Genomic DNA, 17,328 nt, shown 5'->3' on the forward strand with positions numbered 1-17,328 from the left:
GGTGGGGTGGACGAGCAGACTTGGAACGAGGACGAGGTGTGGGCGACCGTCGGTCTCATGGCCGATCCGGGCGTGCCCCGGAGGGTCGCGGTGGCGATCGCGGACGATCTCGCGGACGACCTGTCCAGCGAACTCGGGGGTCGGTGGCGGGTGGAGGTCGACCAGGAGACCCTCCCGCTCGGACCGGACGGCGAGATCCGGCTCACCGAGCACGCCCCCCGGCTGCTGCAGGAACACGACTGGGACTTCGTGCTCTATCTGACGGACCTCGCCACCCGTTCCGACGGGGACCCGCTGCTCTACGACGTGAGCGGTTCGACCACCGCGGCACTGGTGTGTATCCCGGTTTTCGGCGTCGTCAGAGTGCGTTCGAAGGTACGCAAGCTCGCCCTCAAGCTGGTGCGCGCGGGCACCCACCAGAGTGGGCTGGGCGCACCCGCGACGGACGACCTGCCCCCCGAGCGCTGCCGAGGCTTCCTCAACAAGGCCCGGTTGCTGACGGGGATGGTGCGCAACAACCGGCCGACCCGGATGATGACGGCGCTGACCGGTGTCGTGGCCGCCGGAGCGGGGACCGGCGCCTTCGGCATCTTCTACGGGAGTATCGCCTCGCTCGCGGTGGCGTTGCATCCGCTCCGGCTGCTGCTGATCAGCGTGATGGGCGTGCTCACCCTGGTGGTGTGGCTCATCCTCCGCAACGGCCTGTGGACCCGCCCGGATGACGGGCTCACGGCGAGCAGCCGGCGGATGGACAACGCGGCCACGGTCCTGACGGTCGGTACCGGCGTCGGCATCATGTACCTCGGCCTGCTGGTCGCCATGTTCGTGCTGGCGATCGCCGTGATGGACGCCGGATACCTCGAGACGCAGCTCGAGCGGCCCGTCTCAGTCTGGGACTACGTCCACCTGGCCTGGCTGTCCAGTTGTCTGGGCGCCTTCGCCGGGGCGCTCGGGTCGAACTTCGACGACGAGGACGCCGTCCGCGAAGCCACCTACAGCCTGCGCTGGCACGAGCGCCGCAAGATGTTCGACAGCTACCAGAGCGGCGACGGCGACAGCGAGGAGCAGGAGGAGCAGGAGCGGATCGAGCGCGAACACGGCGAGGACGACAACGACCACGACGGCGAGGACGACAACGACCACGACGGCGAGAACGACAACGACCACGACGGCGAGAACGACAGCAGCGAGAACAACAGCGACAGCGAGAACAACGACGACGACGGCGAGAGCGGCAACGGGAACCGGAGCTCCCGCGACGGGGGGCCGCGCGAGGTGGAGGACGACCGGCCGAGGGGGTAGACAAGGGATATGACAGCTGCACCGATCGACGCCGCCCCCGCGCAGGACTCCGCCACGACCGCGCCGTCGCTTCCCGTCGCCTGTGGTCCGCTGTCCGAGGCGGTCGTCGCGGCGTTGTCGTCTGGCGCCGTGCAGGACCTGCCGCCGGTACCGGCGGACACCGATCCGCTGGGCCGGGACCTTCAGCTCGCCCTGTACACGTTGTACGAGCTGCACTACCGGGGCTTCGACGGGGTCGACGCGGAGCTGGAGTGGGAGCCGGAGGTGCTGCGGCTGCGGCGGGACCTCGAGCGGGTCTTCCTCGGGCACCTGCGGTCGGCCGTCGAGCCCGGCGACGACCCCGTGGCCGAGATGGACGCACTGTCGGTCGAGGCGACCTCCGGCACCGGACCGTCCTGGTACTTCAAGGACGAGGGGTCGTGGGACCAGCTGCGCGAGTACTTCGCCCACCGGTCCCTGTACCACCTCAAGGAGGGTGACCCGCACGCGTTCACGATCCCGCGTCTGCAGGGTCAGGCCAAGGCCTCGTTCGTCGCGGTGGAGTTCGACGAGTTCGGTGGTGGGCGGGGTGAGCGCGTGCACCAGCGGTTGTGGGCCGACCTCATGAGCGCCGCCGAGCTGGACCCGACCTACCTCGGTTACCTCGACCGGGTGTCGGCAGAGACGCTGGCGACGGTCAACCTCATGTCGATGTTCGGCCTGCACCGGTCACTGCGGGGCGCGGCGATCGGCCATTTCGCGGCCATCGAGATCACCTCGTCGCCGGGATCGGCCCGCCTGGTGGCCGGACTGCGTCGGCTGGGCGCTCCCGAGGAGTGCGTCCACTTCTACGCCGAGCACGTGGAGGCCGATGCGGTCCATGAGCAGGTCATGCGGCACGACGTCGTGGGCGATCTGGTGCGCCGTGAGCCGGAACTGGCCGCCGACGTGGTGTTCGGTATGCGCGCGCTGGACTATCTCGACGACCTGGCCGCGGAGAAGATGCTCGCCGCGTGGAAGCGCGGCGAGTCCTCGCTCCTGCCCTGACACTCTCCCGGCCACTCTCCCGGCGAGCCGCCCGTCCCACCGCCCCGGGAAGATCCGCTACTCCGAATCGGGATTCGCTATGCGCATCGGGGTAGCAGATCCTGATTCCGGGTAGCGGATTCGCGGGAAGGGGTCCGCCGCCGCCCCGGGGCCGCGCTCAGTCGTCGTCGCGGGCCGGGTCGGTTGCCCGGACCTTGCGGCGGTGGCTCGTGTCGCACAACGGGTAGGTCTTGCTGCGCCGACACGTGCACACGGCCACCATGAAGCGGTCCGAGCACACGCGCTCGCCGTCGGGCGTCGTCATGTCGACCGGGCCCTCGATGAGCATCGGTCCCCCGGGCACGATCCGCACCCGCCGGGCGTCAGACGCGGTCAACGCGGATCACCACCAGCTCCTCCTCGCGGCGACCGGGCTCGAGCAGGCCGGCGGCCTCGAGTCGCTCGGCGTACGAGGTCATGACGGGACCGAAGTCCACGACGCGGGTGGCGACGGTCCGCGCGGTGAATCCCGACTGCTCGAGCTTGCGGATGGTCTGCGGGGGGTCCGAGAACTCCGAGTGCACGATCATCATGCTCCCGCCGGGCGAGACCAGGTCCGGGGCGAGGTCGCACAGCTGGTCCAGCACCACGCGGCCGTTGGCGCCGGCGTCCCACGCCCGGTTGGGTCCGGTGCCCTCGAGCGGGACGTCGGACGGGACGTACGGCGGGTTGGAGACCACCACGTCGTAGGGGCCGGCCCGGCGGGCGTCGTCGAGGGTGCCGAGCCGGACGTCCACCTGCACCCCGGCCCGCTCGGCGTTGCGGGACGCGCACGCGACGGCGGCGGGGGAGATGTCGTAGGCGAGCACCTCCCTGGCGCCCTTGAGCGCGGTCTCGATGGCGAGGATGCCGCTGCCTGTACAGATGTCGAGGACACGCCGCCCGGCGACCAGATCGCACTGGTCGAGCGCCTCACAGATGAGCCAGGAGTCGTCCTGGGGCGCGTAGACACCGTCGTCGACCTCGATATGGGTGAACCGGGTCTGGGTCATCGGGGCCTCCGGTTGATCTTCGGGACAGATGTTGTCCAGTCAATCGGCGAAGCGCCCCACCTGCAACCGGATGCGGTCCCGTCGGGCCCGGCCGGGCCGGCGCCCCGGGGGGCCTACTGCCAGTAGAGGCCGCCGGGGACGTCGCCGCCGCCGGTGAGACGGCAGGTGAGCACGTCGCCGTCGGCGGAGGTGACCGCGAGGCCCTCCTGGGCGCACGGTCCGCCGGGTCGTGCCTGTCCGGTGGCGTCCGCGACCGCGGCCCCGCCGGTCCCACCCGTGCCGCCCTGCGGCAGCCACAGGGGGCCGGCGCCCCCGGGGTCCTCGGTGCAGAACAGGGCCGAACCGTCCTCGGCCTGGGCGACCTCGCCGAGCATCTGGCAGGGCCCACCGGTGCCGACGACGTTGGCGGGCAGTCGGGGCGCGGGGGCGGGGGAGACCGGCGGTGCCGGCGCGGGGGGCACGGAGACGGGCTGCGCGGTGTCGGGGGCCGTGGTGGTGGGGGCGGGAGTCGAGGATGACGACGACGACGAGGTGTCGGGCCGCGTCGTCGGCGAGGTGGCGGAGTCGTCCGCGGTGTCGGCGGAACAGGCCGAGAGTGCGACACCGGCCGCCATCGCGAGTGCGATGACGGCCGGGACACGACGACGCCCCGGGGTGGTGTGCGGGTGGTTCGTCGCTGTGTTCATACGATCCTTCTGCTGCGCTGGTCAGGCCCCGATGATGAAGGCCTCGAGCTCGGCGCGGGCCTTGTCGTCCGCCATCTGCTCCGGCGGCGACTTCATCAGGTACGCCGAGGCGGGCAGGATCGGTCCCCCGATGCCGCGGTCCTTGGCGATCTTGGCCGCGCGGACGGCGTCGATGATGATGCCCGCCGAGTTGGGGGAGTCCCACACCTCGAGCTTGTACTCGAGGTTGATCGGGGCGTCACCGAACGCGCGTCCCTCGAGACGAACGTACGCCCACTTGCGGTCGTCGAGCCACTCCACGTAGTCGGAGGGGCCGATGTGGACGTTGCGGTCGTGGATCTTGTCCTTGAGCGACCCCTCCAGGTTGGAGGTCACGGCCTGGGTCTTGGAGACCTTCTTGGACTCCAGGCGGTCACGCTCGAGCATGTTCTTGAAGTCCATGTTGCCGCCGACGTTGAGCTGGTACGTGCGGTCCAGCGCGACGCCGCGGTCCTCGAAGAGCTTGGCCATAACGCGGTGGGTGATGGTGGCACCGACCTGGCTCTTGATGTCGTCGCCGACGATCGGGACGCCGGCGCTGCGGAACTTCTCGGCCCACTCCGGGTCGGAGGCGATGAACACGGGCAGGGCGTTGACGAACGCGACGCCCGCGTCGATGCAGCACTGCGCGTAGAACTTGTCGGCCTCTTCCGAACCGACGGGCAGGTAGCTGACCACGACGTCGACCTCGGCGTCACGCAGGGCCTGCACGATGTCGACGGGCTCGGCGGCGGACTCCTCGATGGTCTCGCGGTAGTACTTGCCCAGGCCGTCGAGGGTGGGTCCGCGCTGCACGGTGACGCCGGTCGGCGGCACGTCGCAGAGCTTCAGGGTGTTGTTCTCGGAGGCGTTGATCGCCTCGGCGAGGTCCATGCCGACCTTCTTGCCGTCCACGTCGAACGCGGCGACGAACTCGACGTCGCCCACGTGGTAGTCGCCGAACTTGACGTGCATGAGTCCGGGGACGGTCTGGTCGATCGCGGCGCCGGCGTAGAACTCGACGCCCTGCACGAGCGAGGACGCGCAGTTGCCGACGCCGACGATCGCGACGCGCACCTTCTTGTCGGTCATTGGGGATCTCCTTGTGATGGGTTCTCTGTCCGGATGAGTTCATTGATCCAGCGCAGCTCGCGCTCGCTGGTCTCCAGCCCGAGCAACGTGAGTTGCCGGGCGTAGCGCAGTTCGGTGGGTCCGGCGCGGGTGGCGGCGTCGCGTTGGCTCTCGCGACGCTCCTCCAGCACCCGACGCCGACCCTCGAGAAGGCGCACCCGGGCGGGCCCGGGAGTGCGGTCGAAGAACGCGAGGTGGACGCCGAAACCGTCGTCGGCGAACGACGCCGTCACCGGCTCGTCGAGCAGGGCCGCCAACGTCCCCTTGCCGCGGGTGGTGATGCGGTAGGTCTTGCGCCCGCGCCGCGTGGTGGCGGGCGGCCTGGTGGCGGTGGCGGCCGAGGAGTCCTCGACGATGTCGCCCTGCTGCTGGAGGCGGCGCAGTGTGGGGTAGAGGGAGCCGAAGGACACGGTCCGGACCGTCCCGAGCATCTCGGAGAGTCGCTTGCGCAGCTCGTAGCCGTGCATCGGCCGCTCGTCGAGCAGACCCAGGATTGCCAGTTCGAGCACTCCACCTCCCCCTTCCCGCGAATCGTGCCTGTGCGCGTCGCGCGCCGTGCGTCATGCGACGGATTCACACTGTACACCTGCTGATGTATCGAGCCGATATACCGAGCGGTGACATCGGCCCGACGTGTCGGCGCGCTCTGCGGCTCGCTCGGGCTCGGGCCCGCGGCGGGGGCCGTAGGCTGGAGGACGTGGACCAGGCCGACTCCCGCTCCCCGCGACCCGGCCCCGCGCCGGGGCCCGAGGACCCCACCGGCCGTGCGGCGCTCCAGCGTCGACGGGTGGTGGACTTCGCCCTGCGCCGCCGCGGTGTCCTGGGGGGCCTGCGCGAGGGCGCGCTCTCGCTGCGCGAGGTGTGCGACGCGGACGTCTACCTCCTACGGGCCGCCGGTTTCCACGGCGTGGAGACGGAGACGGTCTGCCCGGTGTGCCGCAAGGAGAACCTCACGGAGGTCTCCTGGGTGTTCGGTGACGACCTGGGGCCGGCGTCCGGGTCGGCCCGCGGTCAGGACGAGATAGAACACCTCGCGTTGACCTACGACGGGTTCACCGTCCACGTGGTGGAGGTGTGCCGCAGCTGCTCCTGGAACCACCTCATCCTCTCCTACGAGGTGGGGCTCACCCCGGGTGCCGGAAAGCGCGTGCGACGAGCGGCGCGAGAGCTCCGCCGACACAGCTGACGCCCGCCCGGAGTGCCCGACGCGGGTTCAGGAGTACAGAATCGGTCGCGATTTCGTACACAATGGTCGCCAGAGCACCGCAACCGGGGGACTCCCGGGCCAGACGGGTCGGCTCGCAGGAGGGTAGAACATGTCGCAGAATGGCAGGACGAACCGGTCCGCCGACGAGGGCCGGAGCACCAGCTCGGACCGGCGCGGCTGGGCCCGTCGCCATCCGATCTGGACGACGGTGATCCTCCTCGCCGTCGTCGTCCTCGTGATCCCCCTGGCCATCGCGGGGGTGATGTACAACCGCACCGAGATCCCCAGCCCCGGCAGCGTCCGCACCGAACAGATCTCCGAGATCTACTCCAGCGACGGCACCACGATGATCGGTCGTATCGTGCCCCCGGAGGGCAACCGCACGCTCATCGAGCTCGACGCGATCCCCGTGCACGTGCGCAACGCGGTGATCGCCGCCGAGGACCGCAGTTTCTACACCAACGAGGGGTACGACCCCACCGGCATCGGTCGCGCGGTGATCGGGCAGATCACCGGCGAGGCCGGTGCGGGCGGTGGCTCGACCATCACCCAGCAGTACGTCAAGAACACGATGGTCGGCGACGCCCCCACGTACCAACGCAAGGCCAAGGAGATCGTCATCGCGGCCAAGATGACGAACGAGTGGTCCAAGGACCAGATCCTCGAGGCGTACCTCAACACCATCTACTTCGGCCGCGGCGCCTACGGCATCGCCGCCGCGTCCACCGCCTACTTCAACAAGCCGGTCGAGGCGCTCACGATCGAGGAGGGCGCGCTGCTCGCCGGCGTCATCCAGTCCCCGTCGGCCCTCGACCCGCTCAACAACCGGGCCGCGGCCGAGGGCCGCTGGAACTACGTCATGGACGGGATGCGGGAGATGGGCGCGATCGACGCCCAGCAGCGCGGCAACGCGGCGTTCCCTCAGGTCGTCGAAGACCCGCAGGCGATCGAGCAGAACGTCGGCGACCCGAGCAACGGACCCATCCGCCGTCAGGTGCTGGGCGAGCTCGCGGCCGCCGGGATCGACGAGCAGATGCTCAACACGCGGGGCCTGAAGATCACCACGACGATCGACCCCCAGACCCAGTCGGCGGTCGTCGACGCCGCCCGGTCGAACATGCAGGGCGAGAGGCCGGAGAACCGGACCGCCATCGTCTCGATCAATCCCAAGACGGGCGGCGTGATCGGGTACTACGGCGGCGAGGAGGCCGAGGGCTGGGACTACGCCAACGCCCCCCTGCAGACCGGTTCGACGTTCAAGATCTTCGGCGTCGCCGCCGCTCTCGATCAGGGCATCGGCCTGGGGACCCAGATCTCGTCCGCACCGGTGACCACCGGCAACGTCACCGTCACCAACGTCGACGGCCGGTCCTGTGGCTCGTGCTCCATCTCCCAGGCGTTGCTGCTGTCGCTCAACACCTCGTTCATCCGGCTCCAGCGCATGCTGGACAACGGGGCCAACGACGTCCGCGACATGGCCCACCGCACCGGCATCCCCAAGCAGATCCCGGGTCTGCCGTGGGAGACGCTGAGCGAGCAGGGCGAGGATCCCTACGACGGCCTCATCCTGGGCCAGTACCCGATCCGCGTGCGGGACATGGCGACCGGCCTGGCGACCTTCGCCGCAGAGGGCGTCCACCGACCGACCCACTTCATCGAGCGGGTCGAGACCGCCGACGGCGAGGTGCTGCTGGACAACTCCTCGGTCGAGGGCGAAGAGGTTGTCGATCCCGACGTCGCCAACAACCTCACCTCCGCGATGGAGCCCATCGCCGCCTACTCGAACGGTCACTCGCTGGCCGGCGGGCGGCCCTCGGCCTCGAAGTCCGGCACCACCCAGCTCGGCGAGACCGGCTACAACAAGGACGCCTGGTTCGTCGGCTACACCCCGTCGATCGCGACGGCCGTCTGGGTGGGGACCGATGACAACCAGCCGCTGCTCAACGCCTGGGGCGGCACCATGTACGGCGCGTCGCTGCCCGCCGACATCTGGAAGTCCGCGATGGACGGCGCCCTGTCCGGCACGGAGTGGGAGAGTTTCCCCGAACCCGGGTACATCGGCGGCCAGGCCGGCGCGTCCCAGGGGCAGTCCTACGGTAGCGGCTCGGGCACCACGGGCGGGACCGGCACCGGTGCCGGCACCGAGGAGTACGACCCCCAGCCCAGTCAGGCCCCGGCCCCGGCCCAGCCCGCGCCGGCGCCCCAGGCCCCCGGCCCGCTCACGCTCCAGGTCCCCGGCCTGCCGGAGATCGTCATCCCGGGGGCCGGCGCACCGGCACCCGCACCCGCCCCGGCACCCGCACCCGAGCCCGCCCCTGTCCCCGGCGGCGGTGGTGCTGATGCCGGTGGCGGCACCGGCGGAGACGGAGGCACAGGTGGCGCAGACGGCGGCGGGGACGACGGGGCCTGATCCCGGGCGACCGGCCCCCGCCCCCGCCGCTAGGGTGTGATCGTGCAGAGCAACGGCCGTATCTCCCCGCTGCCGCTCGTCGACGACCTCCGCTCCCTGGAGCCGCACGAGCGGGTCCGCCCCGGTGACGGGGTCGGCGCGGAGGCCATCGCGGCGTGGGGTGGGCCGGTCGGTCGTCACGCGGTGGTCGGTCGTCAACGGTTCTGGACGCCGCTGCGCGTGATCATGCTGTTCGCCGTGATCTTCCTGGCGTTCGGGTTCTTCTCCAAGTCCGCCTGCCTGGAGACCACCCACCCCACCGACGGTTCGCAGCCGGGCCTCAACTGGGACGGCCGCCAGTACTACAAGGCGTGTTACGCGGACCCGCTGCCGCTGTACTCGGCCGAGGGGTTGGACACCGGCGCCTTCCCGTACAAGTACATGTGGATCGCCGACAACGGCGAGGTCCGCTACATGGAGTACCCGGTGTTGTCCGGGATGTTCCAGTACGTCACGGCCCAGGCGGCCCAGGCCTGGCACGCGGTCTTCCCCGGCGGGCTCATCGAGGTGGCCAAGTACTTCGTCCTGGGCAGCGTCCTGCTCGCGCTGGCGTGGATGATCGCCGTATGGGCCACCTACCAGTCCGCGGGGCGCAGGCCCTGGGACACGCTGCTCATGGCGGCCAGCCCGCTCATCATCTTCCAGGCCTTCACCAACTACGACCTGATGGCGATCGCGTTCGCCTCCGTCGCGCTGTTGCTGTGGGCCCGTTCGCGCCCGGTCTGGGCCGGGGTCGTGCTGGGCCTGGGCGTGGCGGCGAAGCTGTACCCGCTGTTCCTGTTCGGCGCACTTCTGGTGGTGGCCCTGCGCCGTCGGCGCTTCGCCGAGCTGGGTAAGGCGGCCGCGGCGGCGGTGGTGGCCTGGCTGGCCGTGAACCTGCCGATCATGATCCCGTTCCCCGAGGGCTGGCGGGAGTTCTACCGACTCAACTCGGACAGGCCCGCCAATCCCGAGAGCATCTACGCGGTCATCCAGACCCTCACCGGGTGGCAGGGCTTCGACGCGGCCCGCGCGGCGGGGGAGGCCCCTGCGACCCTCAACCTGGTGTCGTTGGTGCTGTTCGCGCTCGGCTGCATCGCGGTGCTCGTCATCGGACTCACTGCGCCCGTCACCCCCCGGGTCGCGCAGTTGGCGTTCCTCATCGTGGCCTTCTTCCTGCTCACGAACAAGGTGTGGAGTCCGCAGTACTCGCTCTGGCTGGTGCCCCTCGCGGTGCTCGCCGTCCCCCGCGTGCGGCTCCTGCTGCCGTGGATGGCGTTCGACGCCCTGCTCTGGGTGGCGCACATGTCGTACTTCCACGGCGTCGACAACAAGGGGATCGGCGCGGACGTGTTCCACCCACTCGTCCTGGTCCGCGACCTGCTGGTCGTGGCGATCTGCGCAGTGGTCATCCTCGAGATCTACCGCCCCCACCTGGACCGCGTCCGCATGACGCACCAGGGCACACCCGAGGGTCCGGACCCGCTGGCCGGGGTGCTCGCCGACCCGGACGAACCCCTCGTCGTCGCCCCGCCCGCGAGGCGCGACCCCGCCGACGCCCCCCGGAAAGAGGACGCCGCCCCATGAGCACCAACTCCATGATCTGGATGTTCGTCTGCATCCTGATCGGCTTCATCTGCATGGTCACCGCTGCCGGCGGCTACCGGGCCGGGTGGCGCCAGCCCGTGTGGATCGGCTGGACGGTGGCGGCCTTCCTGTTCCTCACCGTCATCCCGGTCACGCAGGCGTTGACGATCGGCCTCCAACACGGCTGACCGCCCCCGCACCGCCCCCGCCCCCGGTCAGCGGCCCGGCGCTCCCACTGCGCGACCCGCTCAGCCGCACAGGTCGAACGGCTCGGTGTCCGGGAAGTGCCGATCCCACTCCTCGGCGGTGAGCTGCACGCCACCGGCGCAGGCCTCGCTCACCACCCGGTCCGGGTCGAGCTGCCACATCCACATGGCGCCCTCGACGCCCACCGCGAGCAGGCCGCCCGTGGGCGAGGCGCTGCGGCCCTGGTAGAGCAGGGGATCGGTGGTCGATCCCAGAACCGCCCACGGTTGCGGCCCGGCAGGGTCGGACACGTCCACCACGGTGACCTGGCCGGTGCTCGAGGTGAGCATGACCAGGTCGTCGTCCGCGGAGAACGCGGTCCAGTAGATCTCCCCGGGCGGCGCGGTGAACGAGGACAGTTCGCGGGGCGCGGTCGCGTCGGCCATGTCCCACAGTCGGATCGTCTTGTCCCCGCCGGAGGTGGCCAGCAGTGGCGAGCCGTGCGCGTACCCGGCGGACGGCGAGGCCCCGATCCCGGTGGTGAGCCGGTGGGCGACGGTCGGCCGGTCGGGGTCGGCGGTGTCGAGGATGACCGTCTCGGGCCCGAGGGTCGGCACGACGAGTTGCCCGGAGTCGGCCGAGAACTCGGCGACGACGCACGGGTCGGGCAGCGGCACCGTGACCCGGAGCGTGGGCTCGGCGGGATCGGTGACGTCGACCAGTCCCAGGTCCGGGCTGGTGTCGCTACACACGGCGAGGGTCCGCCCGTCGGGGCTGAGCGGGCTGGCCACCACCACGCCGGAGGTCACGGGCAGGGCCGCCACCGATCGGGTGGCCGGCCCGAACGGCGCGGTGAACACCTGCAGGCCCCCGTCGGCGAGCCCCGCGTAGACGACGCGGCCGTCGGGGGACATGGCCACGGAGCCGGAGAACCGGGTCCCGGCGTCGGGGATGACGCGGCCGGTCTCGCGCGGGACCGGGCCGGTGGTGTCGACGACGGTGTGGTGCAGTTCCGCGGCGGTGACGCCGAGGACCCCGGTGGTCCGATCCGCCGAGGACGCGGTCTGGAAGATCGAGTTGGACTCCGAGGCCGCCCCTAGGCGCCCCAGCGGCCAGAGCCGGACCAGGCCGTCGACCGAATACGTCACGAGGTGGTCGGAGTCGGTGAAGCGGACCCCGGTCGCGACCTGCGAGGCCGGCAATTCGGTGAGCATCCGCCCGACGGGGTCGTAGACGCGGACCCGCTCGTCCGACCCGGCGGCGGCGAGCCGCCCCCGGTCGTCGTAGGTGACGTCGTGGACGTAGGCGTTCCATCCGGTCAGTTCGGGCAGCGGGCGGGCACCCTCGAGGGCCGCGGCACCGTCAGCACCACCGGCGCCGTCCAGCTGCCAGCGCTGCACCGACCGGTCGGTGGTCCCGGCCGCGATCCGGGTCCCGTCGGGGCTCACCGCGAGGGCGAGCGGGATCGCGACCGGCCCGGTGTCGAGGTCCGGCCCGCGGCGACCCCGGCCGGACGCATCGGCGTCGAGCAGCGTCTTGACGCCCGCGGTGCGGTTGGCCGCCAGCAGGGTCTGGGAGTCGGGCAGCCATGCCAGTGCCTCGACGGGCTTGGCGACCTCGGCCCCGGGATCGGGGACGGCGACCCGCGCGCGCTGGTCGGTGACGGCCAGCGCCCCGCCGCGCATACCCAGCGGCCACCGCAGGACACGGCCGTCACCGGTGCCGGCCGCGAGGGTGGTGCCGTCGGGGGAGAAGGCGACGGAGTGGAACGGCCCGGCGCCCTCCTCGAGGGCGGCCAGGATCGTGGGCCCCGTGGGATCGCGCAGGTCGACCAGGTGCACCGCGCCCTGTCCGGCGACCCCGAGGACCGAGCCGCCCGGCGACAGGGCGGCGGCGTACAGCTCGTGGCGCTCCCCGGCGCCCAGGGCGAGGGTCGCGACCGCGGCGGGGTCGCCCGCGCGGAAGATGCGCAGGACGCCGTCCGAGCTGACGGCGGCGACACCGCCGTCGTCCGGCAGCGCGATGACCCGTCCACTGCCGGGGGCGGCCTCGAACCGCAGTGGCACGTCGGCGCGGCTGGTGTTGAGCAGCGCCGAGCGCGCCTCGGTGGTGGGGTGGATCCGGTAGGCGGCCAGGGCCAACGCGCGGCCCAGGCCGGGGTCGCGGGAGAAGGCGGTGGTGGAGGAGACCGATCCGGAGCGGGACAGGGCCACGTCGCGGGTGTGGCGGGCGTCCGCGCCGGCGCGGAGTGCGACACCGCTCGCGACCAGGGCCAGGACGGTCACCACCGCCAACGACGCCGCCAGCACGGTCAGCGTACGGATGCGCCTGCGGTCCCTCCGGGCGACGGATCGGTGATGGGATTCGGCGGCGGCGAGGAACTGCCGCTCCGATTCCGCCAGGTGGGCGCTGGGGCCGTCGTCGTCGTCCCTCCACCTCAGGTAGTCCGCGGTCGCCGACGCGGGAGGCAACGCGGACTCGTCGCGCCCCGACCCCTCCCAGTCGGCGGCGGCGGAGCGCACGCGCGCCAGGGTGCGCAGGCCCTCCCGGTCCGCGTCGATCCAGTCGACCAGGCGCGGCCACGAGGAGAAGAGCACCTCGTGGGTGGGGGTCACCGCCTCGCCGTCGACGGTGAGCAGGCCCGCGTGGGCGAAGGGGGTGGCGACGACGAGGAGGTCCTCGGACAGCTCGGCGAGCGGGGCGTGGCGGCGGACGGGACGGGCGGAACGGACGTCGACCAGCCGGAGGAACAGGGTCCTGCACGCGGCCCGGCCCGCCGGATCCAGTTCCTGGTAGACCGATTCCGCCGACGCGCGGACGGCGCCTTCCACCCCGCCGGAGGAGTAGTAGTCGTCCACGGTGATGCGACGGCGGCGGCTGCGCTCCCAGCACACCAGCAGCACGTGGGACAGCAGCGGCAGGAGGGAGCGCTCGTCGGCGCCGCCGTCGGCGGGGGCGACCGCGTCGAGCAGCAGGTTCACCAGCGACGGCTCGACCGTGTAGCCGAGGGAGCGTGCGGGCTCGACGATGATCTCGGCGAGCTGCTCGCGGCTGGGCGGGCCGATCACCACCGGGTCGTCCAGGGCGTCGCGCAGGACGGGCTCGGCGAGGGCGGGCTGGAAGAAGTCCGCGCGCAGGGCGAGGATCGTCGGCCGGCCCTCGGCGGCGCGGGTGGCGAGCACGTCGAGCACCTCCGCGCGGCGCGCGGGGCCCACCTCATCCGCCCAGAGCTCCTCGAGTTGGTCGACGACGAGGTGGCCGGTGGCGCTCGCGAGTTCGCCGGTGATCCCGGCCGGGCGCACGATCGCCACGGTCGAACCCTCGGCGACCCACCGCGGGGCGAGTCCGGCGGCGAGCAGTGACGACTTGCCCGACCCGGAGGCGCCCACCACGACGAGCGGCCGCGTCCTTGAGGCGGTCACGCGGGCCAGGACCTGGTCGATCTCGGCCCCGCGACCGTGGAAGAGGGCGGCGTCGTCACTGAGGTACGAGCGCAGGCCGACATACGGGCTGCCGGTGTCATCGGGCTGGGGCACGGCCGAGCGGGGCGTCGGTCGGGCGTCGGTCGGGTCGGTCCCGGCCGGAGCAGCGGGGTCCGTCGACGATCCGGTCTCCCCGGGGCGGGCGCCGTTCTGCGTGCGGCGGGTGGTGCGTCGGGGCCCCGGACGCATCCGGACCCGCTCGACGGCCGCCCGCCACTCGTCGATGGTGGCCGCGGTGGCGGAGTCTGCGCGGGCGGGGTCCGTGCCGGCGGAGTCTGCGCCGGCAGAGCCCGTGCCGGCAGGGCCCGTGCCGGCGGGGTCCGTATCCGAGCCCGCGTCCCCGCCGACCCCGAGCAGGCGGAGCAGCTCCACGAGCGTCACCTCGCTCGCGCGGGTCGGCACGTGCTGGCCCGAGAACCAGCCGGAGGCGGTCCCGAGGGTCAGGGAGGGGACCAGCCGCACGACGTCGCGGACCGAGAGACCGGCCGTCACCCGGAGAGCGGTGAGCGCGGTTCCGAGCTCCTCCCGAGTCTGAATCTGAGAAGGAGCTGATCGTCCAACTGCGCCCTCGACGGGCTCGCGGGGGGTGTGCACGGTCAACATCGTACGGCCGGGCGACCGGCGTACGGAAGGGATTCGGAGGTCATGTGCTGGGGTTTCATACGATCGTAGGACGCATCCGTACGGACTTGTACTGACATTTCGGGGGAAGTTCACGCCGTGACCGGGCGTCGCCAGAATGAGTCGGAACTCATCGAACGAGAGGGCGCCATGACCGCCACGATCCCTTTTCGCCCCGCCGCGGCCCGTCCGGACCTCAGTGACCGGGAGGTCGAGGTCCTCATCGCCTGGCTCGCCTCGGACAGCAAGCGCGAGGTCACCGAGCGGCTGTTCCTGGCCGACTCCACCGTCAGCACGTACATCCAGCGGGTGCGTTCCAAGTACGACGCCGTCGGCCGGCCCGCGCGGACCAAGGTCCGGTTGCTGCTGCGGGCGGTGGAGGACGGTTACGTCAGACTCGACGACCTGTGAGGGGGTTGCACGCCCGCACGGCGGCGCTGCCACCGCCGACGGGGATTTCGTCTGCCGAGGTCACCGGGGTAGCCTTGAGCGGTTGCTGACGCAACGACCCTCCTGCCACGGAGACACCGTGGCCGAATCTGTAGTCCACAGGAGGTGATGAGGTCCCATGCGTCAATACGAAGTGATGGTCATCCTCGATCCGAGTCTCGACGAGCGCACCGTGGCGCCGTCGCTGGACACGTTCCTCAACGTGATCCGGCAAGAGGGCGGATCGGTCGACAAGGTCGATGTCTGGGGGAAGCGCCGCTTCGCCTACGAGATCAACAAGCAGACCGAGGGCATCTACGCCGTCGCGCAGATCAAGTCCGAGCCGGACGCGGTCAAGGAGCTGGATCGTCAGCTCGGTCTGAACGAGAACGTTCTCCGCACCAAGGTGCTCCGCGCCGACAAGTGACCCGGAGTGTCCGACCGCACCGGTAATCTGGGCGCGGTCGGTCGGCCTTCGATCACCATCCACCTCAGGCTGTAATACGCCGGCTTCAACACGGAGGACAAGCGCATGGCACAGGGCGACACCCCTATCACAGTGGTCGGGAACATCGTCGCGGACCCCGAGCTGCGGTTCACGCCGTCGGGCGCCGCGGTGGCGAACTTCCGGATCGCCTCCACGCCACGTCGCTTCAATTCGCAGACCAACCAGTGGGAGGACGGCGAAGGCCTGTTCCTCACCTGCAACGTCTGGCGGCAGGCGGCGGAGAACGTCGCCGAGTCGCTGCAGAAGGGCATGCGCGTCATCGTCAACGGTCGGCTGCGCCAGCGGTCGTACGAAACCCGTGAGGGCGAGAAGCGCACCGTCTACGAGGTGGAGGTCGACGAGGTCGGTCCGTCGCTCAAGTACGCCACCGCCAAGGTGACCCGCACCAACCGTGAAGGCGGCGGGGGCGGAGGCCAGCAGGGCGGCGGCTTCCAGGGTGGCGGCCAGCAGGGCGGCGGCTTCCAGGGTGGCGGTCAGCCGCAGGGCGGTTACGGCGGCGGCCAGGGCCGTGGTCAGCAGAACGACGACCCGTGGGGCAGCGCCCCGCAGGCCGGCGGTTCCGGTGGCTTCGGTGGCATGGACGACGAGCCCCCGTTCTAGAGCGCGTCGATTTCCCCGGGGCGCCACCCGCGTCCCACCCCATAAGCATGAGACATGACCTCGCGACATCCCGGCCCCGGTCGGGTCCGTCGGAGGAAAGAAAGGTAGACGGATCATGAAGCTGATCCTCACCGCCGACGTCGACAAGCTCGGTGCGCCGGGCGACATCGTCGAGGTCAAGGGCGGATACGGTCGTAACTTCCTGCTCCCGCGCGGGCTGGCCATCGTGGCCACCCGTGGCGCCGAGCGCCAGGTCGACTCCATCAAGCGGGCCCAGGAGGCTCGTGAGGTGCGCGACTCGGACCACGCCAACGAGCTCAAGCAGAAGCTCGAGTCGCTGGCCGACGTCAAGGTCGCGGTCAAGACCTCGGACACCGGCAAGCTGTTCGGTTCGGTCACCGCGGGCGATGTCGCCTCCGCCATCAAGGCCGCGGGTGGACCGACCCTCGACAAGCGTGCCGTCGAGATGCCCAAGGAGCACATCAAGTCGACCGGCGCCCACAGCGTCGTCGTCGACCTGGGTCACGACACCACCGCGCGCGTCGCGGTCGAGGTCGTCCCCGCCTGATTCACCGCGAAGGGCCCCGGTCGTCACAGTGACGGTCGGGGCCCTCGCTTTTGTGGACGGCCTGTGGATAACTAGTTGTAATGCCTAGGGTCCGGACGGTTCTCGGATCGGTGCCGTTCATCTTTCGTTATCCATTGTGTCCCTGTTTGTGACGTGGTAAGCGCCGCTCTCCACCGGCGCCACGACCTGCAACGATGATGGTGACCTGCGGATTTGCTGAAAGTGGCCAGCGGTTTCCACCGGTTGTCCACAGTGATACGCCCATCGGCCCTGCGTAACCCATATCCATTCACAGTTGTCCACAGGTGCTCTCTCGCAAATGTGGATAGACCTGTGGATAACCGGGTGGGCAGGGCGCCGGGCGTGTCGGCGGGGTGACCTACAGTGGAGAGGTCGCTCGGCGTCTGTTCAGGGTCGGTGCGCATTCGGGTTGGCGCCCGATCGGGTTCGGTGACGGTACGAGTTCTACGGCGGAGAGGATCGGTCATGGCGCAGGGGGGATTCAGCGGTCCCGGCGA

At 71.0% G+C, this 17,328-nt stretch carries 16 protein-coding genes; 10 read left to right on the forward strand and 6 right to left on the reverse strand.

Going from position 1 to position 17,328, the window contains the following annotated elements:
• Nucleotides 1-6: 6 nt before the first annotated feature.
• Nucleotides 7-1,302 carry a hypothetical protein gene (locus OVA21_RS16430; RefSeq protein ID WP_268092875.1) on the forward strand — a complete coding sequence of 432 codons (1,296 nt, stop codon included), beginning with the start codon at nt 7-9 and terminating at the stop codon, nt 1,300-1,302.
• 9 nt (nt 1,303-1,311) lie between these two features.
• Nucleotides 1,312-2,328 carry an iron-containing redox enzyme family protein gene (locus tag OVA21_RS16435; RefSeq protein ID WP_067720039.1) on the forward strand — a complete coding sequence of 339 codons (1,017 nt, stop codon included), beginning with the start codon at nt 1,312-1,314 and terminating at the stop codon, nt 2,326-2,328.
• Between the two features lie 157 nt (nt 2,329-2,485).
• Here the strand turns inward: OVA21_RS16435 and OVA21_RS16440 are convergent, their stop codons facing one another.
• From OVA21_RS16440 to OVA21_RS16460, 5 genes are all read right to left on the reverse strand, one after another.
• Nucleotides 2,486-2,656, reverse strand: a complete 171-nt coding sequence (locus tag OVA21_RS16440; RefSeq protein WP_067720218.1) for a CDGSH iron-sulfur domain-containing protein — start codon at nt 2,654-2,656, stop codon at nt 2,486-2,488.
• 34 nt (nt 2,657-2,690) lie between these two features.
• The gene (locus OVA21_RS16445) at nt 2,691-3,359 is read right to left on the reverse strand and encodes a HemK2/MTQ2 family protein methyltransferase (protein WP_182634823.1); all 669 of its coding nucleotides are present in this window, start codon (nt 3,357-3,359) and stop codon (nt 2,691-2,693) included.
• 113 nt (nt 3,360-3,472) lie between these two features.
• Nucleotides 3,473-4,045: a hypothetical protein gene (locus OVA21_RS16450; protein ID WP_132063498.1), complete on the reverse strand. Its 573-nt coding sequence runs from the start codon at nt 4,043-4,045 to the stop codon at nt 3,473-3,475.
• Nucleotides 4,046-4,066: 21 nt separating this feature from the next.
• The gene (locus OVA21_RS16455; RefSeq protein WP_067720034.1) at nt 4,067-5,155 is read right to left on the reverse strand and encodes an inositol-3-phosphate synthase; all 1,089 of its coding nucleotides are present in this window, start codon (nt 5,153-5,155) and stop codon (nt 4,067-4,069) included.
• Nucleotides 5,152-5,703, reverse strand: coding sequence for a PadR family transcriptional regulator (locus OVA21_RS16460; RefSeq protein WP_096906350.1), 552 nt, complete (start codon nt 5,701-5,703; stop codon nt 5,152-5,154). The genes OVA21_RS16455 and OVA21_RS16460 overlap by 4 nt, the downstream gene beginning before the upstream one ends.
• Nucleotides 5,704-5,891: 188 nt before the next feature.
• Between OVA21_RS16460 and OVA21_RS16465 the strand changes: the two genes are divergently transcribed.
• The 4 genes from OVA21_RS16465 to OVA21_RS16480 all read left to right on the forward strand — a co-directional run bounded on the left by OVA21_RS16465 (nt 5,892) and on the right by OVA21_RS16480 (nt 10,604).
• Nucleotides 5,892-6,380 carry a DUF5318 family protein gene (locus OVA21_RS16465; protein WP_119192303.1) on the forward strand — a complete coding sequence of 163 codons (489 nt, stop codon included), beginning with the start codon at nt 5,892-5,894 and terminating at the stop codon, nt 6,378-6,380.
• 130 nt (nt 6,381-6,510) lie between these two features.
• Complete coding sequence (locus OVA21_RS16470) at nt 6,511-8,811, forward strand: transglycosylase domain-containing protein (protein WP_268092877.1); 2,301 nt, start codon at nt 6,511-6,513, stop codon at nt 8,809-8,811.
• Between the two features lie 42 nt (nt 8,812-8,853).
• Nucleotides 8,854-10,416, forward strand: a complete 1,563-nt coding sequence (locus OVA21_RS16475; protein WP_268092878.1) for a glycosyltransferase family 87 protein — start codon at nt 8,854-8,856, stop codon at nt 10,414-10,416.
• Nucleotides 10,413-10,604, forward strand: coding sequence for a hypothetical protein (locus OVA21_RS16480; protein ID WP_119192320.1), 192 nt, complete (start codon nt 10,413-10,415; stop codon nt 10,602-10,604). Before OVA21_RS16475 ends, OVA21_RS16480 begins: the two co-directional genes overlap by 4 nt.
• 60 nt (nt 10,605-10,664) lie before the next feature.
• Here the strand turns inward: OVA21_RS16480 and OVA21_RS16485 are convergent, their stop codons facing one another.
• Entirely contained in the window at nt 10,665-14,576 is a 3,912-nt protein-coding gene (locus tag OVA21_RS16485; RefSeq protein WP_268092879.1) for an NACHT and WD repeat domain-containing protein, read from the reverse strand.
• 279 nt (nt 14,577-14,855) lie between these two features.
• On the opposite strand from OVA21_RS16485, the gene OVA21_RS16490 reads away from it, so the two are divergent.
• From OVA21_RS16490 to rplI, 4 genes are all read left to right on the forward strand, one after another.
• On the forward strand, nt 14,856-15,116 hold the full coding sequence (locus tag OVA21_RS16490; RefSeq protein WP_067720216.1) for a LuxR C-terminal-related transcriptional regulator: 261 nt from the start codon (nt 14,856-14,858) through the stop codon (nt 15,114-15,116).
• Between the two features lie 157 nt (nt 15,117-15,273).
• Nucleotides 15,274-15,561 carry a 30S ribosomal protein S6 gene (gene rpsF / locus OVA21_RS16495; RefSeq protein WP_067720016.1) on the forward strand — a complete coding sequence of 96 codons (288 nt, stop codon included), beginning with the start codon at nt 15,274-15,276 and terminating at the stop codon, nt 15,559-15,561.
• 105 nt (nt 15,562-15,666) lie between these two features.
• Nucleotides 15,667-16,242: a single-stranded DNA-binding protein gene (locus OVA21_RS16500; protein ID WP_067720013.1), complete on the forward strand. Its 576-nt coding sequence runs from the start codon at nt 15,667-15,669 to the stop codon at nt 16,240-16,242.
• A 115-nt stretch (nt 16,243-16,357) separates the two neighbouring features.
• Nucleotides 16,358-16,810 carry a 50S ribosomal protein L9 gene (rplI, locus tag OVA21_RS16505; protein ID WP_067720010.1) on the forward strand — a complete coding sequence of 151 codons (453 nt, stop codon included), beginning with the start codon at nt 16,358-16,360 and terminating at the stop codon, nt 16,808-16,810.
• Nucleotides 16,811-17,328: the final 518 nt, after the last annotated feature.

It is taken from the genome of Dietzia sp. SL131 (genome assembly GCF_026672565.1).
GTDB classification, from domain to species: Bacteria; Actinomycetota; Actinomycetes; order Mycobacteriales; family Mycobacteriaceae; genus Dietzia; species Dietzia kunjamensis.